This window comes from Pseudomonas sp. C11 (genome assembly GCF_034683865.1).
Taxonomy (GTDB): Bacteria; Pseudomonadota; Gammaproteobacteria; order Pseudomonadales; family Pseudomonadaceae; genus Aquipseudomonas.
Genome location: NZ_JAWIIP010000009.1, coordinates 88748 through 113955 on the forward strand (window position 1 = coordinate 88748; position 25208 = coordinate 113955).

Consider the following 25208-nt stretch of genomic DNA (forward strand, 5'->3'; position numbering starts at 1 on the left):
ATACCTCAGGTATATACGGTAGGAGCGAGCTCTGCTCGCGAAGCTTTTTCCACAAGATTCGCGAGCAGAGCTAGCTCATACAGGAATATGGCATCTCACGCGTACATACTCGCGAATCTTTCCCGTACAGCATTCAGAAGAGCTCGCAGCTATGAGCCGTTGGCCGGCCAGAATGCACGGATGCCGGCCACGCCCTGAGCGCCGATCTGCCAGGCGCGCTCGATATCGTCCGGGCCGACGCCGCCCAACAGATAGACGGGCAGGTTGCATTGCAGGAGCAGCTCGCTCGCCGCCTCCCAGCCCAGCGGCTGCGCCTCGGGATGAGTGGCGGTGGCCTGCACCGGAGACAGGGTGACGAAATCCACGCCCATCTGCATCGCCAGCGCCAGCTCCTCGGCGCTGTGACAGGACGCCGCCAGCCACCGCTGCTCAGGGAATGGCCGACCATGGGCGGCGTACTTGCGCAGTTGTTCGGCCGTGAGGTGCCAGCCCGCCGCCGGGAAGTCGCCCAGCCACTCCAGCGGCCCCTTGAGCATTAGTTGCGCCTTGCCCGCGCACAGCCCTTGAATGTCCACCGCCAGATCGCGGTACTGCGCATCGAACATGTTCGGCGCACGCAGCTGAATCAGACGCACGCCTTGCGCCAGCGCCGCGCGCACGCCGCCGAGCAGCTCTGCGTTGTCCACGGCGTCGGGGGTGATCAGGTAACGCTGCGGCAAACGCGCCGCCGCCATGATCGGGCGATTGGCGGCGGGGAACTCGTAATCGAGCAACTGCCGCTCGCTGACCCAGGCCAATGGCTGGCCCTCGGCACCGTGCGGCTCGCCAGTGAAGGCCGTGACTTCCCAGACATCCAGCAGCACCTGTTTGTCCGGGTAATCATGGCGAATCTGGATCAGCGGGCGCGCCGCCGTCGGGCGGATGGCCAACTCCTCCTCCAGCTCACGCGCCAGCGCCGCGCTCACGGCCTCACCCTCTTCCACCTTGCCACCGGGAAACTCCCACAAGCCGCCCTGATGTTTGTCCTGTGGGCGCTTGGCAATCAGGATGCGGCCATCCATACCCCGGATGACCGCCGCTGCAACATGAACGCGTTTCACCGCTTGACCTCCTGCAAGGCAGCCTCGTACCAGCGCACGAACGCCGGCCACTGATAAATGCTTTCGACATAGTCGGCCGCCACCTGCGGCAGGGCTACGCGATAACTGCGCAGGCGTGCGGCAACCGGTGCATAGAAGGCATCGACCAGGCTGGCCCGGCCGAAAAGGAACTGGCCCTCCCCGGCAAAGCGTGCGCGGCAGTCGGCCCACAGGGCACAGATGCGTTGGATATCGGCCTGGGCTTCTGCGGGTATCTCGGCCAGGGCCTGGTCGCGCGCCAGATCCATCGGCAGATGGCTGCGCAGGGCAACGAAGCCACTGTGCATTTCGGCGCACAGGCTGCGTGCCAGCGAGCGTGCGGCGACATCCTGCGGCCAAAGCTGCGCCTCGGGGAAGCGCTCGGCCAGGTACTCGGCGATGGCCAGCGAATCCCAGACCGGGCCGTGCTCGGTCAGCAGCACCGGCACCTTGCCGGTCGGCGAGTGACTCAACAGGCGAGCACGGCTGTCGGGCTGATACAGGCGCACTCGCACCTCGTCACAGGCGGCGCCGCTCAGCTCGACGGCGAGCGCCGCACGCAGCGACCAGGAGGAATAATTCTTGTCGCCAATCACCAATTGCAAAGCCATTCTCAAGCCCCTGTCAGGTTGAAAGTCATGGTTCGACGTTAAAAGCCCGCTGCCTCAATAGCAAATTCCCGCGCGTCATGGGGCCATGAGGCGCGGGAATGGATGACAACGAGGCACGGCAGTCTGAGGCTCGCAGCTAGCGCTGCGTGTTCTCAGGTGCGGTATTCGGCGTTGATCTTCACGTATTCGTGGGACAGGTCGGTGGTCCAGATGGTCTCGCTGCAATCACCCCGGCCCAGCTCGATGCGGATGGTGATTTCCTCACGAGCCATCACGGCGGCGCCCTGCTCTTCGGTGTACGTGGTGGCACGCGCGCCCTTGCTGGCGATGCAGACCTCGCCCAGGAACACGTCGATCTTGCTCACGTCCAGTTGCGGCACGCCGGCATAACCGACGGCAGCGAGGATGCGCCCCCAGTTGGGGTCGGAGGCGAACAGCGCAGTCTTGATCAGTGGTGAGTGGGCCACAGCGTAGGCCACGTCCAGACACTCCTGGTGCGTGCCACCACCATTGACCTGCACGGTGACGAACTTGGTCGCGCCTTCGCCGTCACGGACGATGGCCTGCGCCACGTCCATGAACACCTCGAACACCGCCTGCTTGAGCTTGGCGAACAGCTCGCCGGAAGCCTCGGCGATTTCCGGCAGTGCGGCCTGGCCGGTGGCGATCAGCATGCAGCAGTCGTTGGTGGAGGTGTCACCGTCGATGGTGATGCGGTTGAACGACTTGTTCGCCGCGTCACGCACCAGATCCTGCAGCACGCCCTGGGCGACCTTGGCGTCGGTGGCGATGTAGCCGAGCATGGTGGCCATGTTCGGGCGGATCATCCCGGCCCCCTTGGAGATGCCGGTCACGGTGACGGTCACGCCATCGTGCTGGAACTGACGGCTGGCGCCCTTGGGCAGCGTATCGGTGGTCATGATGCCGGTGGCCGCTTCAGCCCAGTGATCGACATCCAGATCGTCCAGCGCAGCCTGCAGCGCGGCCTCGATCTTCTCGACCGGCAGCGGCTCACCGATCACCCCGGTGGAGAACGGCAGCACGGCGCTTTCGGCAACGCCGGTCAGCTCGGCCAGGCGCGCGCAGGCACGGCGTGCGCGAGCCAGGCCGTCAGGGCCGGTACCGGCGTTGGCATTGCCGGTGTTGGTCAGCAGGTAACGTACCTCGCCACCCAGGCGCTCACGGGTGATCAACACCGGCGCGGCACAGAAGGCGTTGGTGGTGGTCACCCCGGCGATGCGCGAGCCTTCGGCGCAACGCATCACCACCACGTCCTTGCGCCCGGGGCGCTTGATACCGGCCGAGGCGATGCCCAGCTCGAAACCAGGAACCGGGTGCAGGGTAGACAGCGGGCCAAGACCAACAGCCATGAGGTGAGCTCCTTGTGAGACGTTGCCGACCGCCAGGCGGTCTGAGAGATGGTAAAACGCCGCGAACGGCAGGGCCGTCGCGGCGTCATCGAGGGCGGCGACAGCATAGCCGAAGCCCTCTCTACTGCAAGCGCCTTTAACGGCGCGCAACAGCCAGGTTCAACCGATCTGGCCGTGGCAGTGCTTGTACTTCTTGCCCGAACCGCAAGGGCAGGGTTCGTTACGACCGACCTTGTTCTCGCTACGTACCGGCGCAACGGCTGCCGCAACATCACCCTCTTCGGCGCTACCGTCCTCTTCGGCCAGCGCAGAGGCGTCGGCGTGCTGGAACTGCATGCGCTCGGCCAAGGCTTCGGCTTCGCGGCGCAGGCGGGCTTCTTCTTCGGCCGGGTCTTCGCGGCGCACCTGCACGTGACCGAGCACGCGGATGGTGTCGCGCTTGATGGAATCAAGCAGCTCCTGGAACAGGGTGAAGGACTCGCGCTTGTACTCCTGCTTGGGGTTCTTCTGCGCGTAACCACGCAGGTGGATACCGTGACGCAGGTGATCCATGGTCGACAGGTGATCCTTCCACAGGTCGTCCAGCACGCGCAGCAGAATCTGCTTCTCGAAGGTACGCAGGGCTTCGGCGCTGGCCTGAGTTTCCTTCTCGTTGTAAGCAGCGATCAGCTCGGCAAGGATGCGCTCGCGCAGGGTTTCCTCGTACAGCTTGTCGTCTTCGTCCAGCCACTGCTGGATCGGCAGCTTGATGCCGAAGTCGCTCTGCAGGGTCGACTCCAGGCCCGCCACGTCCCACTGCTCCGGCATCGACTGCGGCGGAATGTGGCCGTTGATGGCGGCGCCCAGCACGTCCTCACGGAACTCGGCGATGGTATCGCCGACGTTCTCGGATGCCAGGAGGCTGTTGCGCATGTGGTAGATCACCTTGCGCTGCTCGTTGGCCACGTCATCGAATTCGAGCAGTTGCTTACGCATGTCGAAGTTGCGGCCTTCGACCTTGCGCTGGGCCTTCTCGATGGCATTGGTGACCATGCGGTGCTCGATGGCCTCACCGGACTGCATGCCGAGGGCCTTCATGAAGTTCTTCACCCGATCCGAGGCGAAGATGCGCATCAGGTTGTCTTCCAGCGACAGGTAGAAACGGCTGGAGCCCGGGTCACCCTGGCGACCGGCACGACCACGCAACTGGTTGTCGATACGACGCGATTCGTGACGCTCGGAAGCGATCACATGCAGGCCACCGGCTTCGATCACCTGCTGGTGACGCTTCTGCCATTCGGCCTTGATCTGCGCGATCTGCTCGTCGGTGGGGTTTTCCAGGGCAGCGACTTCCACTTCCCAGTTACCGCCGAGGAGGATGTCGGTACCACGACCGGCCATGTTGGTGGCGATGGTCAGCGCGCCGGGGCGACCGGCCTGGGCGATGATCTCGGCTTCCTTGTCGTGGAACTTGGCGTTGAGCACCTTGTGCTCGATGCCTTCCTTGTTCAGCAACTGGCTGACGTACTCGGAAGTCTCGATGGTCGCGGTGCCGACCAGGATCGGCCGACCCTGGGCCTGGCAGTCCTTGATGTCGGCGATGATCGCCTGGTACTTCTCTTCCTGGGTCAGGTAGACCAGGTCGTTGAAGTCCTTACGCGCGACCGGCTTGTTGGTCGGGATCACCATCACGTCCAGGCCGTAGATCTGGCGGAATTCGAACGCTTCGGTATCGGCCGTACCGGTCATGCCGGACAGCTTGGCGTACAGGCGGAAGTAGTTCTGGAAGGTGGTCGAAGCCAGCGTCTGGCTCTCAGCCTGGATGTTCACCCCTTCCTTGGCCTCGATGGCCTGGTGCAGGCCTTCGGACAGGCGACGGCCCGGCATGGTACGGCCGGTGTGCTCGTCGATCAGGATGACCTGGCCGTTCTGCACGATGTATTCGATGTTGCGATGGAACAGCTTGTGCGCGCGCAGGCCGGCATAGACGTGAGTCAGCAGGCCGAGGTTGTGCGCGGAATAGAGGCTTTCACCTTCGGCCAGCAGGCCGGCTGCGGTAAGCATCTCCTCGACGTACTGGTGGCCAGCCTCGTTGAGCTCGACCTGACGGGTCTTCTCGTCGACCTTGTAGTGACCTTCCTGGGTCACCACGCCTTCCTCTTCCTCGATGTGCTGCTTGAGGCGCGGGATCAGCTTGTTGATCTCGATGTACAGCTTGGAGCTGTCCTCGGCCTGACCGGAAATGATCAGCGGCGTACGGGCTTCGTCGATGAGGATGGAATCGACTTCGTCGATCACGGCGAAATTCAGCTCGCGCTGGAATTTGTCTTCCAGGCTGAAGGCCATGTTGTCGCGCAGGTAGTCGAAACCGAATTCGTTGTTGGTGCCGTAGGTGATGTCGGCGGCGTAGGCGGCGCGCTTTTCTTCCGGCGGCTGGAAGGGGGTGACGATACCGACGGACAGGCCGAGGAATTCGTACAGCGGACGCATCCAGTTGGCGTCGCGGCGTGCCAGGTATTCGTTGACGGTCACCACGTGCACGCCCTTGCCGGACAGTGCATTGAGGTAGACGGCCAGGGTACCCACCAGGGTCTTGCCCTCACCGGTGCGCATCTCGGCGATCTTGCCTTCGTGCAGGGTCATGCCGCCGATCAGCTGTACGTCGAAGTGACGCATGCCCATCACACGCTTGCCGGCCTCGCGGGCCACTGCAAAAGCCTCCGGCAGGATCTGGTCGAGGGTTTCGCCCTTGGCCAGACGAGCCTTGAACTCTCCGGTCTTGCCCCGCAGCTGCTCGTCCGAGAGCGCGATCATCTGCTCTTCCAGGGCGTTCACGGACTGCACCGCTTTGAGCATGCGTTTGACTTCACGCTCATTCTTGCTTCCGAAAAGTTTTTTCAACAAAGGCGCAAACATATCGGCAGGGTCTTCCGGCGAATGGATGGAGGCCGCCGTCAATGACGACCTGGCAGCCAGCATGGCTGCGGACGAAGGGGGCATTCTACCCGGAAAAACCCGGGAGGAAAGCGACGTTCTCGGCACACGATGGCGCGGGTGTTCTGCTCAGCGCAGCGCACCCAGCGCTTCACGGTGCATCACTTCAGCGTTCTAGATGGGGATGGCGAAAGGCTAATTCAAGACCGCGGCAAAGTGGCACGGCCTCACTCCACGCCACTGTTGCGCGCGATATACAGCGTCGGATTGACCGGGCGGCCGTCCTTGCTGACCTCGAAGTGCACGTGCGCGCCCGTCGAGCGTCCGGTGCTACCGACCTCGGCAATGGCCTGGCCACGCTGCACCAGATCACCTACCTGCACCCTGTTGCTGCGGTTGTGCGCATACAGCGTGGTGTAGCCATCGGAGTGACTGAGCTCGATCACGTTGCCGTAGCCATTCTTGCGCCCCGAGAAGGTCACCACGCCGGCAGCGACCGCCACCACGTCACTGCCGCGCTTGGCAGCGAAGTCGATGCCCTTGTGCACGCTGACGCGGCCGGTCAACGGATGCACGCGACGACCGAAGGGCGACGAGATATAGCCCTGCAATACCGGCCGCCCGGAGAGGGTTTCAGCTTCGTTCATGCGGCGTTCGCCAAGCAGTTGCTCCAGCACTTCCAGTTGCTGTTCGCGGCTGTCCACGCGCAAGGCCAGCTCGTCGAGCGCATTCATGAACGGCGGGGGCGCATAGGCGGAAGCGCCCAGGGCATCCTCGGCACCGCCCTGGCCGACGTTCAGCGAGAAGTCGAACTCGCTGGAATCGATATCAGCCAATTCGGTCAGGCGCTCACCCAGGGCATCGAGGCGGGTCAGGCGGGCCTGCAGTTCGGCGACATGGGCGGCGAAGGCATCCAGTTGCCGCTGCGCATCTTCACGCACCGCACCGACCTGCTGGCGCTGCTCATCGAGCGCGGCGGCCAGGCGACTGTCAGATAGCGGCGCAGCCGTGAACCACTTGGCGCCCAGTGCCGCGCCAGCCGCCAGGCTCAGTGAAACCGTCAGCAGTGCGGCCAGCGATAGCCAGCGCAGATTGAGATGGATGGTACGAGCCGAACCCTGTCGACTGTTGAGCAAGATGATGTGCATGGTTTCCCCTGACAGGCCACTTGAAAACCACTTCGCCAATGACCTGTTGCGCCAGCGAAGAGCCCGGAATGGGGCGTTCGTGGCGGCCAGTGCCAGTGTTTCCCGTGGCCTGATAATGGCGGAGCACAAGCTGGTAGCACGCTCTGCTACCATGACGTCTCCGCAGCTCAAGGCTTCCTGCCATGTCGTTTCGTCCCTTGCCGGCTCAGGCGCCCGCCACGCTGTTACGCGAAGCCAAGCCCCTGAAAGCGCTGTTCAACGAGGCTCAGCGCCTCGCTCATCTGCAGCGTCTTGTCGAAAGCCAGCTACAACCTGCCGCCCGTGAACACTGTCATGTCGCGTCCTGGCGCGGAGGCTGCCTATTGTTGATCGTGACCGATGGTCACTGGGCAACGCGATTGCGTTACCAGCAGCGCCGGCTGCAAAGGCAGCTGCAGGCGCTGGAAGAGTTCGCGACCTTAACGAAAATCCTGTTCAAGGTGCAACCGCAAAGCGGTCATAGTCGTGGAACCGGTCGCACCCTTCGGTTGTCCAAGGCGGCCTCCGAGAACATCCAGGCCAGCGCAGAAGGGATCAGCGACCCCAGACTGCGCGCGGCTTTGCAGCGTCTGGCCAGTCACACCGACGAAGCGGACTGAGCCGTCGGCCGCTCGTCTGAAAAACTGACGCCAAATCGACGACTCCCTCTGAAACGACCACTCGCAAAATGCCCGAGCATAAAAAAGGCCACCCGAAGGTGGCCTGAATAAAAGCAAGAAAGAGGGTGTTTACACGGCCGCTACCGGGCGCATGTAGGAGATCGGCGCGAGCTTGGCGTCCTCGAAGGTCACCATTTCCCAGGCATCGGTCTGCTCGATCAGGGTACGCAGCAAACGGTTGTTCAGTGCGTGACCGGACTTGAAGCCCTTGAACTCGCCGATCAGGCTGTTACCCAGCAGGTACAGGTCACCGATGGCATCGAGAATCTTGTGTTTGACGAATTCGTCCTCGTAACGCAGGCCGTCTTCGTTGAGTACACGATACTCGTCGACCACGATAGCGTTTTCCACGCTGCCACCGAGTGCCAGGTTCTGCGAACGCAGGAACTCGATATCACGCATGAAGCCGAAGGTGCGGGCCCGGCTGACTTCCTTGACGAAAGACGTGCTGGAGAAATCCACACTGGCGCTCTGCGTGCGATTGCGGAACACGGGGTGATCGAAGTCGATCTCGAAGCTCACCTTGAAGCCGTCGAAAGGTATGAAGGTGGCGCGCTTGTCGCCCTCCTCCACGGTGACCTCTCGCAGGATGCGGATGAACTTCTTCGGCGCTTCCTGCTCCTGCAGGCCAGCGGATTGAATCAGGAATACGAATGGGCCAGCACTGCCATCCATGATCGGTACTTCGGATGCGGAGAGCTCGACGTAGGCGTTATCGATGCCCAGGCCTGCCATGGCCGAAAGCAGGTGCTCTACCGTATCCACCTTGACATCACCATTGACCAGCGTGGTCGACATGGTGGTTTCACCGACATTCCCGGCCAATGCGCGGATTTCCACGATCGGGTCGAGATCGGTACGACGAAACACGATACCGGTATCCACCGGAGCCGGCTTCAGGGTCAGGTAAACCTTTTCCCCCGAATGCAGGCCAACGCCGGTGGCACGGATGATGTTCTTCAGGGTGCGTTGTCTGATCATGGCTTGGCCGCTATATCGCTAGTTGCGAACTGTTTTCAACAATGGTCGGGGATGATAGCAGAACCGACCTTTGCTGAACACCAATCACCCATATAGTCCTGATACATTCCATCAATCAGCCTGGCGACGCAGGAAAGCCGGAATATCCAGGTAATCGAGATCGTCCTGAGTATTGAGCTTGGCTGCGGTTGCCGCGCCGCCGTGACTCTGGCGCTGTACGGTCGGACGCTCGTAGTCCTTGTAGTTGACCGACTGCTCGCCGCGCGGCTGGCTAACAGGCTGCTGGGCAACCGGCTGGCTGGCTGCGACCTGAACGGTGTTGTCGACCACTTTGACCGGTTTTTCCATGCGCGCGCCGAGGCCAGTAGCGACCACGGTGACGTGCAGTTCGTCGCGCATGTCGGCGTCGATCACGGTGCCGACCTTGACGGTGGCGTGCTCGGAGGCGAACTGCTCGATGATGTTACCCACGTCCGAGTATTCACCCAGGGACAGATCCGGGCCGGCAGTGATGTTCACCAGGATGCCACGCGCGCCCTGCAGGTTGACGTCTTCCAGCAGCGGGTTGCGGATGGCCGCTTCGGTCGCTTCACGCGCACGGTTCGGACCGCTGGCGCAGCCAGTGCCCATCATGGCCATGCCCATTTCGCTCATCACGGTTTTCACGTCGGCGAAGTCGACGTTGATCATGCCCGGACGCTTGATGATGTCGGAAATACCGCGCACGGCACCGGCCAGCACGTCATCGGCCTTGGCGAAGGCGGACAGCAGGCTGGCGTCCTTGCCGAGGATGGTCAGCAGTTTCTCGTTGGGAATGGTGATCAGCGAGTCGACGCTCTCGGACAGCGCACGGATGCCTTCGTCGGCAATCTGCATGCGCTTGCGGCCTTCGAACGGGAACGGACGGGTCACCACGGCAACGGTGAGGATGCCCAGCTCCTTGGCCACTTCGGCGATCACCGGCGCAGCGCCGGTACCGGTACCACCACCCATGCCGGTGGTGATGAACACCATATCGGTGCCCTGCAGGACTTCAGCGATGCGCTCGCGGTCTTCCAGCGCGGCCTGACGGCCGACTTCAGGGTTGGCGCCAGCGCCCAGCCCCTTGGTCACGCCCGGGCCGAGTTGCAGCACGGTGCGTGCACCGATGTTCTTCAGCGCTTGAGCGTCGGTGTTGGCGCAGATGAACTCGACGCCCTCGATGTTGCTCACCGCCATGTGGTTGACCGCGTTACCGCCGCCACCGCCGACTCCGATGACCTTGATCACCGCGCTTTGTGGAACGTTATCTACCAATTCGAACATGATCCCTCTCCTTCCTTTCTAGTTGTGTAACGCCTACTGCAAAATTAGAAATTGCCTTGTACCCAGCGCTTGATGCGCTCGAGTACCGGGGTTTTGCCTTCGTCCTGATAAGGACTGCCAACCGACATGGAAATGCCGTCGTGCTGCTTCTGCAGCCCGTACAACAGCAGCCCCACACCGGTCGAATAGATCGGGTTGCGCACCACATCGCCCATGCCCTTGACGCTATGTGGCACGCCCAAGCGCACCGGCATGTGGAAGATCTCCTCGGCCAGTTCGACCGCGCCTTCCATCTTCGCCGTACCGCCAGTCATGACGATGCCAGCGGGAATCAGGTCTTCGTAGCCGCTGCGACGCAACTCGGCCTGGATCAGGGTGAACAGCTCGTCGTAACGCGGCTCGACCACCTCGGCCAGAGACTGGCGCGAGAGGTCACGCGGCGGACGATCACCGACGCTGGGCACCTTGATGGTTTCACCGGCACCGGCCAGTTTGGCCAGGGCGCAGGCGTAGCGAATCTTGATTTCCTCGGCGTACTGGGTCGGCGTACGCAGGGCCATGGCGATGTCGTTGGTAACCTGGTCACCGGCAATCGGAATCACCGCGGTGTGACGAATCGCGCCTTCAGTGAAGATGGCGATATCGGTGGTGCCACCGCCGATATCCACCAGGCACACGCCCAGTTCCTTCTCGTCTTCGGTCAGTACCGAGTACGCGGATGCCAGCTGCTCAAGGATGATGTCGTCGACTTCCAGACCGCAGCGACGCACGCACTTCTCGATGTTCTGAGCGGCGTTGACGGCGCAGGTAACCACGTGCACCTTGGCTTCCAGACGCACGCCGGACATGCCCAGCGGCTCGCGCACGCCTTCCTGGTTGTCGATCACGTAATCCTGCGCCAGGGTGTGCAGCACGCGCTGATCCGCCGGGATGGCCACGGCCTGGGCGGCGTCGAGCACGCGCTCGATGTCCGCACCGCTGACTTCACGGTCGCGGATGGCGACGATGCCGTGGCTGTTGAGGCTGCGGATGTGGTTGCCGGCCACGCCGACAAACGCCGAGTGGATGCGGCAGCCGGCCATCAACTGCGCCTCTTCGACGGCACGCTGGATCGATGCGACGGTGGATTCGATATTGACCACCACGCCCTTTTTCAGCCCGCGCGACGGATGAGTGCCGATGCCGACGATTTCCAGCTGGCCATCGCTCGTCACCTCGCCCACCAGCGCCACCACCTTGGAGGTGCCGATGTCCAGGCCGACGATCATCTTGCCGCTTTGCGCGCTACTCATAGTGTCCTGCCTCTTCTCAATTCACTTTCTGCTCGGCCGCAGCCGGCTCCACCGGCTCACGCCAGGCCACGGCCAGGCCGTTGGCATAACGCAGGTCGATGCGCGCGATGTTCGCGCTCTGTTCTTTCAGCTCGCGCTCGTAGATAGCCGCGAACCGACGCATTTTTTCCACGATGTGATCACGCCCCAGCAGCATCTCGATGCGTTGCCCGCTGGCATTCTCGGTGGCCGAGAGGAACCAGCTGCCACGCTCGCGCAACTGCAGCCCAACCACGGTAAAGCCCATCGGCCGCAGCAACTGGCTGAGGATCTGGTACTGCTGCATGACCTGCGGTTGCGCGCGTTGCGGGCCGGACAGCTGCGGCAGGTGCTGGTAGTTGTTCAGCTCCTGCGGGGCGAACGCCTGGCCCTGGTTGTTGAGCAGCGCCTCGTCACCCCAACGGGCGATGGGCAGTTGCTCTTCCAGGCGCACATCGATCTGATCCGGCCATACACGGCGCACTTCGGCGTGGGCGATCCAGGGCATGCTCTCCAGCTCCTCGCGCATGCTGCGCAGGTCGACGCTGAAGAAATTGCCCTGGGTGAAGGGCGCGATCCGCCGCTGCACCGCTTCCTGGCTGACGTAGGCCAGATCGCCCTGCACGCTGATGCGCGCAATCGGGCGGTCGGCGTAGGGCAGCAGGCGCTGCGCGCCTTCGTAGGCACCGAAGCCGAGGCCAACCAGCACCAGCGGCCAGAGCAAGCGGCCAGCCCAGGAAAAATCCGCCTTGGGCAGGCGCAGGCGCACCGGCTCCTTGGCCACCAGACGGCTGGCGCCACGCGGCACGGGCTTGCCGCGTAGCGGAGCCCTCAGCGAGTCCTGATGACGCACGGCCGTGACCATGAGTTAACCCCTCGCCTCGACGCTGTCGGCCAGGATCGCCAGCACCAACTGCTGGAAATCCAGACCGGCGGCACGCGCGGCCATCGGCACCAGGCTGTGATCGGTCATGCCCGGTACGGTATTCACTTCCAGCAGCCAGAACTGGCCGTTGGCGTCCTGCATCACGTCGGCGCGCGCCCAACCCTGGGTGCCCACGGCTTCGCAGGCACGCGCGGTAAGGTCTTTCAGCTCGGCTTCCTTCTCCGCCGACAGACCACAGGGGATGCGGTACTGGGTGTCATCGGCCAGGTATTTGGCTTCGTAGTCGTAGAAGGTGTGCGGCGTGCCGAGACCAATGGGCGGCAGCACCTCGCCGCGCAACACGGCGATGGTGTATTCCGGGCCGGCGATCCACTGCTCCACCAGCACCTGACTGTCATAACGCGCAGCGTCCTGCCAGGCGGCGATCAGGGCGTCCAGGGATTCCACCTTGGCCATGCCGATACTCGAACCTTCATGGGCCGGTTTGACGATCAGCGGGAAGCCCAGTTCAGTCGCGGCGACGTGACAATCAGCCTCGCTGGCCAATACGGCATGATTCGGCGTCGGCAGCCCGAGGCTGAGCCACACGCGCTTGGTGCGCAGCTTGTCCATGGCCAGGGCGGACGCCAGGATGCCGCTGCCGGTGTAGGGAATGCCGGCGCACTCGAGAAGGCCCTGCATGGAGCCATCCTCGCCACCACGGCCATGCAGCACGATGAAGGCGCGGTCGATCTTCTCGCTGGCAAGGCGCTGCAGGAAATCATCACCCACGTCGATGCCGAAGGCGTCCACGCCAGCCGCCTGCAGGGCGCTGAGCACGGCATTGCCGGATTTCAGCGACACCTCACGCTCGGCGCTCTTGCCGCCGAACAGCACGGCGACGCGACCGAAGGCCTTGGGATCGAGGGTACTGTGCAAACTCATTTCGACTCCCCGACGAACAGTGGGTGCTTGATCAGTTGCGGCGCCACCGCGCCGATATCGCCAGCGCCCTGGCACAACAGGATGTCGCCGGCACGCAGCAGCGGCTTGAGCAGCGGCGCCAGATCCGCGCCACGCTCGACGTAGATCGGGTCGAGCTGACCGCGCTGACGGATGCTGTGGCACAGCTGACGGCTGTCGGCACCGGGAATCGGCTCCTCGCCGGCCGGGTAGACCTCAACCAGCAACAGCACGTTGGATTCACTGAGCACCTGCACGAAATCGTCGTACAGATCGCGGGTACGGCTGTAACGGTGCGGCTGATAGACCATCACCAGACGGCGCTCCGGCCAGCCACCGCGCACGGCCTTGATCACGGCAGCGACTTCGCGCGGGTGATGACCGTAGTCGTCGACCAGCATCACGCTGCCGCCATCCACCGGCAGTTCGCCGTAGACCTGGAAGCGCCGACCGACGCCCTGGAAGCCCGACAGACCGGCGACGATGGCGCTATCGTCGATGCCTTCGTCAGTGGCGATGGCGATGGTCGCCAGCGCATTGAGCACGTTGTGGTTACCCGGCATGTTGACCGACACGTCGAGTGGCTCGCAGTCCGGGCGCAGCACGGTGAAATGGGTGCGCATGCCTTCCTGGCGTACGTTGATCGCACGCACGTCGGCATCGTCGGAGAAGCCGTAGGTGACGGTCGGGCGGCCGACTTGCGGCAGCAGCTCGCGTACCACCGGGTCATCCACGCAGAGCACGGCCAGACCGTAGAACGGCAGGTTGTGCAGGAATTCGATGAAGGTCTTCTTCAGTACATTGAAGTCGCCGCCATAGGTGCTCATGTGGTCGGCGTCGATATTGGTGACCACCGAAACCATCGGCTGCAGATGCAGGAAGCTGGCGTCGCTCTCGTCGGCTTCGGCGATCAGGAAGCGGCTGGAGCCGAGCTGGGCATTGGTGCCAGCGGCATTCAGCCGGCCACCGATGACGAAGGTCGGATCCAGGCCGCCAGCGGCGAACACCGAGGCCAGCAGGCTGGTGGTGGTGGTCTTGCCATGGGTACCGGCGACGGCGATACCGTGGCGATAGCGCATCAGCTCGGCGAGCATCTCGGCGCGGCGCACCACCGGAATACGGCGTTCCAGGGCAGTGGCCACTTCCGGGTTGGCCGTATTGATGGCGCTGGAGACCACCAGTACGTCGGCCTGCTCGGCGTTCTCGGCGCGGTGACCGATGAAGATGGTGGCACCGAAGTTTTCCAGGCGTTCGGTCACGGCCGAAGCCTTGAGGTCGGAGCCGGACACTTCATAGCCCAGGTTCATCAACACTTCGGCGATACCGCACATGCCGGCACCACCGATGCCAACGAAGTGGATGCGGCGGATGCGGCGCATGCGCCGGACTTCAGCCTTGACGGCGGCGGGAGACTTAGCCACGGGCCACCTCCAGGCAGATGTCGACCACCGTGCGGGTGGCATCGGGCTTGGCCAGGCGGCGCGCGGTGGCGCCCATGGCGGTGAGTTTTTCCAGGTGCATCAGAACCTCGGTGAGCTGCGCGGCGAGCTTGGCCGCGTCAGTGGCATGTTGCGCAAGGAGAACGGCAGCGCCCTCCTTCGCCAGGTATTCGGCATTGCGGCTCTGGTGATCGTCGATGGCGTGCGGTAGCGGCACGAGCATCGAGGGCAGGCCGGCGGCGGCCAGCTCGCTGACGGTCAGCGCACCGGCGCGGCAGATCACCAGATCGGCCCAGCCATAGGCGCGCGCCATGTCCTTGATGAAGGGCGCGACCTCGGCTTCGACCGCAGCATCGCGATAACGCTCCGCAGTGATCTCGGCGTGTTGCTTGCCAGCCTGATGGAAGACCTGCGGGCGGATATCGCCAGGCAGTTTTTCCAGCGCAGCGGGCAGCAGTTTGTTCAGTGGCTCGGCGCCCAGGCTGCCGCCGAGCACCAGCAGCTTCGGCTTGCGTCCGACCAGTGGCTCGCGCGGCGTCTCCAGGAACAGTTCCTCACGCACCGGATTGCCGGTGGTACGGCGTTTGTCGGAAACCACGAAGGTGTTCGGGAAGGCCTCGCAGATGCGTGTGGCAATACGCGACAGCAAGCGGTTGGCAGTACCGGCCACGGCGTTCTGCTCATGAATGATCAACGGCACACCCGCCATGCGTGCGGCCAGCCCCCCCGGCCCGGTGACGTAACCGCCCATGCCGAGCACGCACACCGGCTGCAGCTCACGCACGATGCGACGCGCCTGCAGCAGTGCGCGCAGCAGCTGGAACGGCGCCTTGAGCAGGGACAGCTTGCCCTTGCCACGCAGACCGCTGACGTTGATCAGGTGCAACGGCAGCCCAGCCTGCGGCACCAGCTCGTTCTCGATGCCACGCGGCGTACCCAGCCAGTGCACGCTATAACCCCGCGCCTGGAACTCACGCGCGCAGGCCAGCGCCGGGAACACGTGCCCGCCAGTGCCACCGGCCATGATCAGGACGTTACCGCGCATGGCGAGGCTCCTCGAGAACGAAGGATGGCGGCTCGATGGCGAAATCCGACTCGTCGAACTCAACATCCTCGTTACCCAGCACGTGCCGGCTTTCCCACTCGATACGCAGCAGGATCGCCAGACTGATGCAGCAGATCACCAGGGACGAACCACCGTAGCTGAGGAACGGCAGGGTCAGGCCCTTGGTCGGCAACAGGCCGGTATTCACGCCGATGTTGATCAGGAACTGGCCGATCCACAGGAACGACAGGCCGTAGGCGACGTAGGCAGAGAACAACTGTTTGGCCTTCTCGGCCCACAGGCCGATGTACAGGCCGCGTATGCAGACGAAGACGAACAACGCCAGGGTCAGCAGCGAGCCGACCAGGCCCAGCTCTTCCGCCAGCACCGAGAAGACGAAGTCGGTATGCGCTTCGGGCAGGTAGAACTGCTTCTGCACGCTGTTGCCCAGGCCGACGCCGAACCATTCGCCACGGCCGAAGGCGATCAGCGCCTGGGTCAGCTGGTAACCGGAGCCATACTGATCGGCCCAGGGGTCGGTGAAGGTGATCAGACGCTGCAGGCGGTATTCCTGGGTCTGCACCAGGACGAACACCGCCCCCACGGCCAGCGCCACCATCAGGCCGAAGCGCAACAGACCGACGCCGCCGAGAAACAACATGGCCATGGCCGAGCCCATCATCACCACGGTGGCACCGAAGTCCGGTTCCAGCAGCAGCAGGCCGGCCATCGGCAGCAGGACGATGAAGGGTTTGAAGAAGCCCATCCAGCTCTCGCGTACTTCTTCCTGGCGTCGCACCAGGTAGCCGGAGAGATAGACCACGACGAAGACCTTGGCGATTTCCGAAGGCTGCACGTTGAAGGCGCCGAAGCCGATCCAGCGCCGCGCACCGTTGACCTCGCGGCCAATCCCCGGAATCAGCACCAGCACCAGCAGGCCGAAGGCGGCCAGCAGCATCATCCAACCGTAGCGCTGCCAGAAGCTCATGGGGATCATCAGCACCACGCCAGCCACACCCAGGCCGATCACCAGATAAATGATGTGGCGGATCATGTGGTACAGCGGGTTGCCGGACAGCGCTGCCGCCACCTCGGACGAAGCCGAGGTGATCATCACCAGGCCCAGGCCGAGCAGGCCGAGGCAGCCGGCCAGCATGGGGAAGTCGACATCGAAGCCGCGCCCCAGCAGCGGCGACGGACGAACGCGCAGGAAGCCCAGCATCAGGCGAGCCCTCCCACGGCCTGGGCGAACAGGCGACCGCGTTCTTCGAAGTTCTTGAACATATCCAGGCTGGCACAGGCCGGCGACAGCAGCACGGCATCACCGGCCTCGGCCAGCTCGCTGCAGCGCTGCACCGCTTCTTCGAGGGTTCTTACCCGCACCAGCGGCGCGGCATCACCCAGAGCGGCAGCGATCAGTTCGGCATCACGACCCAGCAACACCACGGCGCGGCAGAAGCGTGCGACGGGCTGCTTCAGCGCAGAGAAATCGGCGCCCTTGCCGTCACCACCGGCGATCAGTACCAGCTTGCCGGCGATATCCGCACCCAGGCCTTCGATGGCCGCCAGCGCGGCACCGACATTGGTGGCCTTGGAATCGTCGTAATAGTTAACGCCAGCCCGCTCACCGACCCACTGGCAGCGGTGCGGCAAACCGGCGAACTGACGCAGGCTGGCGAGCATGGCGTCCATCGGCAGGCCAACAGCATGACCGAGTGCCAGCGCCGCCAAGGCATTGGACTGATTGTGCGCGCCGCGAATCTTCAGCTCGCTCACCGGCAGCAGCGCCTCGAAGCGAAACGCCAGGGACTTCTCGCCATTCTCTTCGAGCAGGCCGAAGCGCTTGAAGTCAGGTTTGCCCAGGCCGAACTCCCAGCAGTCCACCTGATCGGCGATCAGCGGACGCGACAGTGCATCGTCACGGTTGATTACCACCTGCCGGGCGCCGCGGAAGATGCGGTGCTTGGCCAGGTGATAAGCCGGCAGCCCGCTGTAGCGATCCATGTGGTCTTCGCTGATGTTCAGGCAGGTGGCCACTTCGGCATTGAGCTGATCGGTGGTTTCCAACTGGAAGCTGGACAGCTCCAGCACGTACAACTCGACATCGTCGGCCAACAGATCCAGCGCCGGCGTACCGAGGTTGCCACCCACGGCGACACGCTTGCCGGCCGCAGCGGCCATCTCGCCGACCAGGGTGGTGACGGTGCTCTTGGCGTTGGAGCCGGTGATGGCGACGATCGGCGCCTTGGCGTGACGCGCGAACAGGTCGATGTCGCCGGACAGCTTCACCCCGCGTGCAGCCGCTTCGGCCAACGCAGGTGTCGCCACGGCCAGGCCTGGACTCACGTACAGCTCCGCGGCACGGCAGAGGAAGTCCACGTCCAACTCGCCACAGCGCACGTCCACCTGCGGATAGTCACGCTTGAGCGTTTCCAGCTCCGGCGGATTCGCGCGCGTATCGGCCACGGCAAAGCGCACGCCCTGACGCGCCAGGAAGCGCACCAGGGACATGCCGCTCTTGCCGAGGCCGACAACGATGCGGAATTGGTCGGAAGCGATCAACGACACGCGCAATTACCTCAGTTTCAGGGTGGCCAGGCCGATCAGTACGAGAATCACGGTGATGATCCAGAAACGGACGATCACGCGCGGCTCGGGCCAGCCCTTGAGTTCGAAATGGTGGTGGATCGGCGCCATGCGGAACACGCGCTTGCCGGTCAGTTTGAAGCTGGCGACCTGGATGATCACCGACAGGGTTTCCATGACGAACACGCCACCCATGATGAACAGCACGATTTCCTGACGGACGATCACGGCGATGGTGCCCAGCGCAGCGCCGAGCGCCAGCGCACCGACGTCACCCATGAACACCTGTGCCGGGTAGGTGTTGAACCACAGGAAACCGAGGCCGGCCCCAACCAGCGCGGCGCAGAACACGATCAGCTCACCGGCGCCCGGCACGTAGGGAATCAGCAGGTAATCGGCGAATTTGATGTTGCCCGACAGGTAGCAGAAGATCGCCAGCGCCCCGGCGACCATCACGGTCGGCAGGATCGCCAGACCGTCGAGGCCATCGGTGAGGTTCACCGCGTTGCTCGAACCAACGATGACGAAGTAGGTCAGCACCACGAAGCCGACACCCAGCGGGATGCTGATGTCCTTCAGTAGCGGCAGGATCAGTGTGGTTTCCACCGGGCTTTGCGCAGTCATATAAAGGAAGATGGCCGCCGCTAGGCCGAACACCGACTGCCAGAAATACTTCCAGCGGCTCGGCAGGCCGCGCGAGTTCTTCTCGATCACCTTGCGGTAGTCATCGACCCAGCCGATGGCCCCGAACGCCAGCGTCACGGCCAACACCACCCACACGTAGCGGTTGGACAGGTCGGCCCAGAGCAGGGTGCTGACGGCGATGGCGGTGAGGATCAGCGCGCCACCCATGGTCGGCGTGCCCTTCTTCGACAGGTGCGATTGCGGGCCATCGTTGCGCACGGCCTGGCCGATCTGACGCACCTGCAGGGTGCGGATCATCCACGGGCCGAGCCACAGCGACAGCGCCAGGGCGGTCAGCACGCCGAGGATGCCGCGCAGGGTCAGGTACTGAAAGACCGCGAAGCCCTTGTGGAACTGTTGCAGGTACTCCGCCAGCAGCAGCAGCATTTAGTGATTCTCCCCAGCTACGTCGCACAGCGCCGCCACGACCTTGTCCATGGCTGCGCTGCGTGAACCCTTGATTAGTAGTGTGCTGCCGGCCTGTTCGGCGCGAAGCGCTGCGATCAGCTCGGCTTGATCTACGAAGTGGCGGCCTTTTGAGCCAAACTCCTCGACGGCGTGACGCATCAGCGGGCCGACGGCATACAGCGCATCGACCTTCCCTGCGGCATGACGACCAACATCGCGATGGCCCTGTTCGGCCCACTCGCCCAGTTCACCCATGTCGCCCAGCACCAGAACGGTGCGCCCGGAAAATCCGGCGAGTATATCCACCGCCGCGCACATCGACACAGGGTTGGCGTTGTAGCTGTCATCGATCACCCGCACGCCATTGGCGGTCAACTGCGCGGCGGCGCGGCCCTTGATCGGCTGCAGGTTTTGCAGGCCTTCGACCATGGCGGCCAGCGGCATGCCCAGGGCATGAGCGGCGGCACAGGCGGCCAGAGCATTGGCGACGTTATGCTCGCCGAGCAGGTTGAGCTGAATCCGCACGCTGCCGATCGGGCTACGCAGGGTGAAGCCCTGGCAACCGCGTGCGTCACGATCCAGTTCGGCGCCATGGAAGTGGGCGCGGCTGTCGCGCAGGGCGAAGCTCAGCACCTTGCGTCCGTCGGCACGGCGCTGCCAGATGGCGAAGGCCTTGTCATCCAGGTTGAGTACGGCCACGCCATCGCTCGGCAGGCCTTCGAGAATCTCGCCCTTGGCTTCGACGATCTTTTCCGGGCCACCGAACTCACCGACGTGGGCATTGCCGGCATTGGTGATGATCGCCACCTGCGGCCGGGTCAGGCTGACGGTGTAGGCGATTTCGCCAACATGGTTGGCGCCCAGCTCGATCACCCCGGCGCGATGTTCCGGCGCCAGTTCCAGCAGGGTCAGCGGCGCACCCAGGTCGTTGTTGAGGTTGCCACGGGTCGCCAGCACCGCGCCGCTCAGGCCTGCACGCAAAATGGACGCGAGCATTTCCTTGACGCTGGTCTTGCCGCTGGAGCCGGTAACGGCAGCCAGCGGGCCGGTGAAGGCCTGACGATTCAGCGCACCCAACTGACCGAGCGCCAGGCGGGTATCGGCCACCAGTAATTGCGGCAGCGGCGCATTCGCAACTTCACGCTCGACCAGTGCGGCAACGGCGCCTTTGCCAGCAACCTCGGCCAGGTAATCGTGACCGTCGAAGCGCGGCCCGGTCAGCGCCACGAACAGTTGACCCGGGGCGATGGTACGGCTGTCGGTGCCCACAGCGGAAAAGGCCACGTCGGCGCCGATCACGCGCGCGCTCAGGTCGGCAGCGACTTCGCTGAGCAGCCAGGGCTTAAGCATGAGCAGCCTCCCAAATCGCCAGGGCCTTGTTCGCTTCACTCAGATCGGAGAACGGCTGACGCACACCCATGATTTCCTGGTAATCCTCATGGCCCTTGCCGGCCAGCACCAATACGTCGCTGGCAGCGGCCTGGGCAATCAGCCGGGCGATGGCATCGCCGCGACCGTGAATGAACTGCACGTTCTCTGGCGCGCTGAAGCCAGCGCGAATGTCTTCGATGATCTGCGCCGGCGTCTCGGTACGCGGATTGTCGTCGGTGACCCACACCTCATCGGCGAGACGCTCGGCCACCGCCGCCATCAACGGACGCTTGCCGCGATCACGATCACCACCGCAGCCAAACAGGCAGAGCAGACGACCTTCGACGTGCGGACGCATGGCCTCCAGCACCTTTTCCAGAGCATCCGGGGTGTGCGCGTAGTCGACCACCACCAAAGGCTTGTCGCCGCCACCAAGACGCTGCATGCGGCCAGCCGGCCCCTGCAACTGCGGTAGCACCTTGAGAATCTCGTCAAGGGCGTAATCCATACCCAACAGGGCGCCGACCACCGCCAGCAGGTTGCTCAGGTTGAAGCGGCCGAGCAGGTTGCTGCGCAGCACGCCTTCGCCACGCGGCGTGACCAGATGAGCGCGCACGCCATGGTCATCGAACTGCGCGTCGCGGCAATACAGGTAGGCTTCGGAGCGCTCCAGGCTGTAGCCGATCAGACGCGACTCGTGCGTCTGCGCGGCCAGCTCGCGGCCGAAGGCGTCATCGAGGTTGATCACCCGGCAGCGCAGATTCGCCCAGGCGAACAGCTTGGCCTTGGCGGCGCCATAAGCCTCCATGCTGCCGTGGTAATCGAGGTGATCGCGTGACAGGTTGGTGAACACGGCCACGTCGAATTCCAGCGCCGCGACACGCCCCTGATCCAGGCCATGGGAGGAAACTTCCATGGCCACCGCGCGGGCGCCGGCTTGCTTGAGCGTAGCCAGGGTGAACTGCACTCCGACCGGGTCAGGCGTGGTGTGCTTGCTCTGTTCCAGCGCACCGTAGAAACCGTTGCCCAGGGTGCCGACGATGCCGCACGGCTGACCGAGCAGCTCCAATGCCTGGGCCAGCAACTGGCTGACACTGGTCTTGCCATTGGTGCCGGTAACGCCGACCAGATGCAGGGCACGACTCGGCTCGCCATAGAAGCGGCCGGCGATTGCCGACAGTTGGCCGGCCAAGCCCTTGACCGGCACCAGCACGGCGCTCTCGGCATGCATTTCTGCCGCGCCTTCGGCTTCATAGGCAACCGCAGCAGCGCCGCGTGCGATGGCATCGGCGATATGTACACGGCCATCCTGCTGGGTGCCGGGCACGGCCAGGAACAAGTCACCCGGGCGCACCTTGCGGCTGTCCAGAGTCAGTTCGCGTACCAGCACGGCGCTCTCGGCGGCCGGCAGCAATTGGTTCAGTGGCATGGGCATCAGTTACGCCCTCCCTGAGTGGTGGCGGCCACCTTCTGTTCCGGCGGCGGCAGGTTGTCCGGGGCTACGTTCATCAGGCGAAGCGAGCCGGCCATGACCTTGCTGAATACCGGCGCCGAGATCAGGCCGCCGAAGTAGGCGCCCTTGCCCGGTTCGTCGATCACCACCACCAGTGCGATGCGCGGATCCTGCGCGGGAGCGAAACCGGCGAACAGCGAGCGGTAGGCGTTCTCGCGATAGCCCTTGGAGCCCACGCTGTTCTTGCGCGCCGTACCACTCTTGCCGGCAACGTGATAGCCAGGCACCTGCGCACGGAAGACGCCACGCGGCGCCTCGACGACCTGCTGCAACATGCCTTGCAGAGTGGTCGCAACATCCTTGGGCACGACCTGCATCGAGCCTGGGAGGTTGTCCATACGAATCATCGACAGCGGCACCATCGCGCCGCCATTGGCCAGGGTCGCGTAGGCATGAGCCAACTGCACTGCGGTGACCGACAGGCCGTAGCCATAGGACAGCGTGGCCGTCTCGGCCTCGCGCCATTTGCGATGATTGGGCAGGTTACCGACACGCTCACCGGGGAAGCCCAGCCCGGTATCACGACCGAAGCCGAGTTTGCTCATGGTGTCGTAGATGCGCTCACCGCCGACATCGAAGGCGACCTTGCTCATGCCGACGTTACTGGAGTTGATCAGGATGCCGGTCAGATCCAGCGCCGGACCTTCGGTACGAGATACGTCACGAATGGTGTAGCGACCGATGCGCAACGTGCCATTGCCGACCTGCACCACATCGCTGGGCTTCCAGCGCCCGGTTTCCAGAGCGGCCGCCATGGACAGCGGCTTCATGGTCGAGCCGGGTTCGAACACGTCGATCATTGCGCGGTTGCGCATCGCCGCCGGGGTCAGGCTGCGACGATTGTTCGGGTTGTAGGTGGGATGGTTGACCATCGCCAGCACTTCGCCAGTCTTGACGTCGACCATCACCAGGCTGCCGGCCTTGGCATCGTTCTCCAATAGCGCGTTGCGCAGCTCGCGATGCGCCAGGTATTGCAGGCGCAGGTCGATGGACAGCGCCAGCGTTTTACCGGCCTTGGCGTTCTGCGCCACCTGCACGTCCTTGATCAGCTTGCCACGGCGATCCTTGAGCACCTGACGCTTGCCCGGCACACCGGCGAGCCAGTCTTCGTAAGCCAGCTCCATGCCCTCACGACCGTGATCATCGATATCGGTGAAGCCGACGACATGCGCCGCCACTTCACCAGCCGGATAGAAACGGCGGAACTCTTCGATGGCGTAGACACCCGGCACCTTGAGATCGAGCACGCGCTGCCCGTTCTCCGGCGTCAGGCCGCGCACCAGATACATGAACTCACGTTCTTTATTCTGCTCCAGGCGCGCGGCAAAACCGGCCGGCTCCTGACCGAGCGCAGCAGCCAATGCCGGCCACTGGTCACGCCCAGCCTGCAGTTCCTTGCCATTGGCCCACAGCGTGGTGACCGGCGTACTGACAGCCAGCGGCTCGCCATTGCGGTCAGTGATCAGACCACGGTGAGCGGGAATCGGGATATGCCGCACGCTGCGCGCATCGCCATGCGCCTTGAGGAAGTCATGGTCGAGCACCTGCAGGTCGAGCATGCGCCAGGCAATGGCACCGACCATCAGGGCGAGCAGCGCCAGCACCAGGCGGAAACGCCAGGGATAGAGCGCGCCTTCGAGACCAATCACGGCTGCACCATCCGTACGGCGGCGGGATCAGGGATGTGCATCTTGAGCTGCTCGCTGGCCAGGGCCTCGATGCGGTTGTGCGCTGTCCAGGTGCTCTGCTCGAGAATCAAACGCCCCCACTCGGCCTGCGCCTTGTCACGCACGCTCAGCTCGCCATACAGCTCGTTGAGCAGTTGGCGGCTCCAGTGAGCGCTGTAGGACACCGCCACAGCAGACACCAGAATGGCGACGAACAGCACCAGCAGCAGCAGGCTGCCGCTGGGCATGGACTTGCCGAAGCGCCGACTCATCGCAACTTCTCCGCGATGCGCATCACCGCGCTACGCGAGCGCGGATTGGCCTTGACCTCGGCGTCACTGGCGAAGACCGGCTTGCCGATCAGCTTCAGGCGCGGCTCGAAGGCCTTGGGAATGATCGGCAGGTCGCGCGGCAGCTTGTCGGCTTCGCCCTTGGCCTGATGCTTCATGAACTGTTTGACGATGCGGTCTTCCAGGGAGTGGAAGCTGATCACCACCAGGCGACCGCCCACTTCCAAGGCGTCCAGCGCCGCCTCGAGACCACGCTCGAGATCGCCCAGTTCGTTATTGACGTAAATACGAATGCCTTGGAAGGCACGAGTCGCCGGGTTCTTGCCCTTCTCCCACGCTGGATTGGCATCGGTCAGCACCTTGGCCAGGTCGGCGGTGCGCGTGAACGGCTGCTCGGCACGGCGCTGCACCACGGCGCGCGCCATGCGCTTGGCGAAACGCTCCTCGCCGTAATCCTTCATTACGCGGGCGATTTCATCTTCGTCGGCGGAGGCGATCCAGTCAGCGGCGCTGACGCCGACATCCGGATTCATGCGCATGTCCAGCGGCCCGTCATTGAGGAAGCTGAAACCACGCTCGGGGTCGTCGAGCTGCGGCGACGACACGCCCAGATCGAGCAGGATGCCCGAGATAGAGCCGGCCAGCCCGCGGACAGCCGCCTCATCGGAAAGTTCCGCAAAACTACGCTGCACAACGACAAAGCGGCCGTCTTCGGCCGCCAGTGCTTCCCCAGTCGCGATAGCCAGGGGATCCTTGTCGAACCCCAGCAGCCGCCCGCCTGGGCCGAGCTTGTGCAAGATCAACCGGCTGTGCCCACCACGCCCGAACGTGCCATCCACGTAGCAACCGTCCGCGCGCACGGCGAGACCCTCGACGGCTTCGTCGAGCAGCACAGTGATATGGCGGTAGCTGCTATCGGTCAT

21 protein-coding genes are annotated in these 25208 nt (G+C 64.0%); 1 reads left to right on the forward strand and 20 read right to left on the reverse strand.

What is annotated here, in order from left to right; all coding sequences use genetic code 11:
- Positions 1-149 precede the first annotated feature (149 nt).
- The 5 genes from VC352_RS15620 to VC352_RS15640 all read right to left on the reverse strand — a co-directional run bounded on the left by VC352_RS15620 (position 150) and on the right by VC352_RS15640 (position 7160).
- The gene (locus VC352_RS15620; RefSeq protein WP_322980447.1) at positions 150-1100 is read right to left on the reverse strand and encodes a Nudix family hydrolase; all 951 of its coding nucleotides are present in this window, start codon (positions 1098-1100) and stop codon (positions 150-152) included.
- Positions 1097-1729 (reverse strand): glutathione S-transferase family protein, encoded by a 633-nt coding sequence (locus VC352_RS15625; RefSeq protein ID WP_322980448.1) that lies wholly within the window; start codon positions 1727-1729, stop codon positions 1097-1099. Before VC352_RS15625 ends, VC352_RS15620 begins: the two co-directional genes overlap by 4 nt.
- A 152-nt stretch (positions 1730-1881) precedes the next feature.
- On the reverse strand, positions 1882-3099 hold the full coding sequence (gene argJ / locus VC352_RS15630) for a bifunctional glutamate N-acetyltransferase/amino-acid acetyltransferase ArgJ (RefSeq protein WP_322980449.1): 1218 nt from the start codon (positions 3097-3099) through the stop codon (positions 1882-1884).
- A gap of 159 nt (positions 3100-3258) precedes the next feature.
- Complete coding sequence (gene secA, locus VC352_RS15635; protein WP_322980450.1) at positions 3259-5994, reverse strand: preprotein translocase subunit SecA; 2736 nt, start codon at positions 5992-5994, stop codon at positions 3259-3261.
- Positions 5995-6239: 245 nt separating this feature from the next.
- Positions 6240-7160 (reverse strand): M23 family metallopeptidase, encoded by a 921-nt coding sequence (locus VC352_RS15640; protein WP_322980451.1) that lies wholly within the window; start codon positions 7158-7160, stop codon positions 6240-6242.
- A 182-nt stretch (positions 7161-7342) separates the two neighbouring features.
- Here VC352_RS15640 and VC352_RS15645 point away from each other — a divergent pair, with 182 nt between their 5' ends.
- Positions 7343-7798: a DciA family protein gene (locus VC352_RS15645; RefSeq protein WP_322980452.1), complete on the forward strand. Its 456-nt coding sequence runs from the start codon at positions 7343-7345 to the stop codon at positions 7796-7798.
- A 129-nt stretch (positions 7799-7927) separates the two neighbouring features.
- On the opposite strand, the gene lpxC is transcribed toward VC352_RS15645, so the two are convergent.
- From lpxC to rsmH, 15 genes are all read right to left on the reverse strand, one after another.
- Positions 7928-8839, reverse strand: coding sequence for a UDP-3-O-acyl-N-acetylglucosamine deacetylase (lpxC, locus tag VC352_RS15650; RefSeq protein ID WP_322980453.1), 912 nt, complete (start codon positions 8837-8839; stop codon positions 7928-7930).
- A 111-nt stretch (positions 8840-8950) separates the two neighbouring features.
- Entirely contained in the window at positions 8951-10144 is a 1194-nt protein-coding gene (gene ftsZ / locus VC352_RS15655) for a cell division protein FtsZ (protein WP_322980454.1), read from the reverse strand.
- 44 nt (positions 10145-10188) lie between these two features.
- A complete protein-coding gene (gene ftsA, locus VC352_RS15660) occupies positions 10189-11436 on the reverse strand; it encodes a cell division protein FtsA (RefSeq protein WP_322980455.1) in 1248 nt (415 codons plus the stop codon).
- Positions 11437-11452: 16 nt separating this feature from the next.
- The gene (locus VC352_RS15665) at positions 11453-12319 is read right to left on the reverse strand and encodes a cell division protein FtsQ/DivIB (RefSeq protein WP_322980456.1); all 867 of its coding nucleotides are present in this window, start codon (positions 12317-12319) and stop codon (positions 11453-11455) included.
- Between the two features lie 3 nt (positions 12320-12322).
- The gene (locus VC352_RS15670; RefSeq protein ID WP_322980457.1) at positions 12323-13264 is read right to left on the reverse strand and encodes a D-alanine--D-alanine ligase; all 942 of its coding nucleotides are present in this window, start codon (positions 13262-13264) and stop codon (positions 12323-12325) included.
- The gene (murC, locus tag VC352_RS15675) at positions 13261-14661 is read right to left on the reverse strand and encodes a UDP-N-acetylmuramate--L-alanine ligase (protein ID WP_322980614.1); all 1401 of its coding nucleotides are present in this window, start codon (positions 14659-14661) and stop codon (positions 13261-13263) included. Before murC ends, VC352_RS15670 begins: the two co-directional genes overlap by 4 nt.
- Positions 14662-14695: 34 nt before the next feature.
- The gene (gene murG / locus VC352_RS15680; RefSeq protein ID WP_322980458.1) at positions 14696-15766 is read right to left on the reverse strand and encodes an undecaprenyldiphospho-muramoylpentapeptide beta-N-acetylglucosaminyltransferase; all 1071 of its coding nucleotides are present in this window, start codon (positions 15764-15766) and stop codon (positions 14696-14698) included.
- Positions 15756-16988, reverse strand: coding sequence for a putative lipid II flippase FtsW (gene ftsW / locus VC352_RS15685; RefSeq protein WP_322980459.1), 1233 nt, complete (start codon positions 16986-16988; stop codon positions 15756-15758). The genes murG and ftsW overlap by 11 nt, the downstream gene beginning before the upstream one ends.
- Positions 16988-18334, reverse strand: coding sequence for a UDP-N-acetylmuramoyl-L-alanine--D-glutamate ligase (gene murD, locus VC352_RS15690; protein ID WP_322980460.1), 1347 nt, complete (start codon positions 18332-18334; stop codon positions 16988-16990). The genes ftsW and murD overlap by 1 nt, the downstream gene beginning before the upstream one ends.
- Positions 18335-18340: 6 nt before the next feature.
- Positions 18341-19423: a phospho-N-acetylmuramoyl-pentapeptide-transferase gene (gene mraY, locus VC352_RS15695; RefSeq protein ID WP_322980461.1), complete on the reverse strand. Its 1083-nt coding sequence runs from the start codon at positions 19421-19423 to the stop codon at positions 18341-18343.
- Positions 19424-20794, reverse strand: coding sequence for a UDP-N-acetylmuramoyl-tripeptide--D-alanyl-D-alanine ligase (locus tag VC352_RS15700; RefSeq protein WP_322980462.1), 1371 nt, complete (start codon positions 20792-20794; stop codon positions 19424-19426).
- A complete protein-coding gene (gene murE / locus VC352_RS15705; RefSeq protein ID WP_322980463.1) occupies positions 20787-22250 on the reverse strand; it encodes a UDP-N-acetylmuramoyl-L-alanyl-D-glutamate--2,6-diaminopimelate ligase in 1464 nt (487 codons plus the stop codon). Before murE ends, VC352_RS15700 begins: the two co-directional genes overlap by 8 nt.
- Positions 22250-23977, reverse strand: coding sequence for a penicillin-binding protein 2 (locus VC352_RS15710; protein WP_322980464.1), 1728 nt, complete (start codon positions 23975-23977; stop codon positions 22250-22252). Before VC352_RS15710 ends, murE begins: the two co-directional genes overlap by 1 nt.
- Positions 23974-24267 (reverse strand): cell division protein FtsL, encoded by a 294-nt coding sequence (gene ftsL, locus VC352_RS15715; RefSeq protein WP_322980465.1) that lies wholly within the window; start codon positions 24265-24267, stop codon positions 23974-23976. Before ftsL ends, VC352_RS15710 begins: the two co-directional genes overlap by 4 nt.
- Positions 24264-25208, reverse strand: coding sequence for a 16S rRNA (cytosine(1402)-N(4))-methyltransferase RsmH (rsmH, locus tag VC352_RS15720; protein ID WP_322980466.1), 945 nt, complete (start codon positions 25206-25208; stop codon positions 24264-24266). Before rsmH ends, ftsL begins: the two co-directional genes overlap by 4 nt.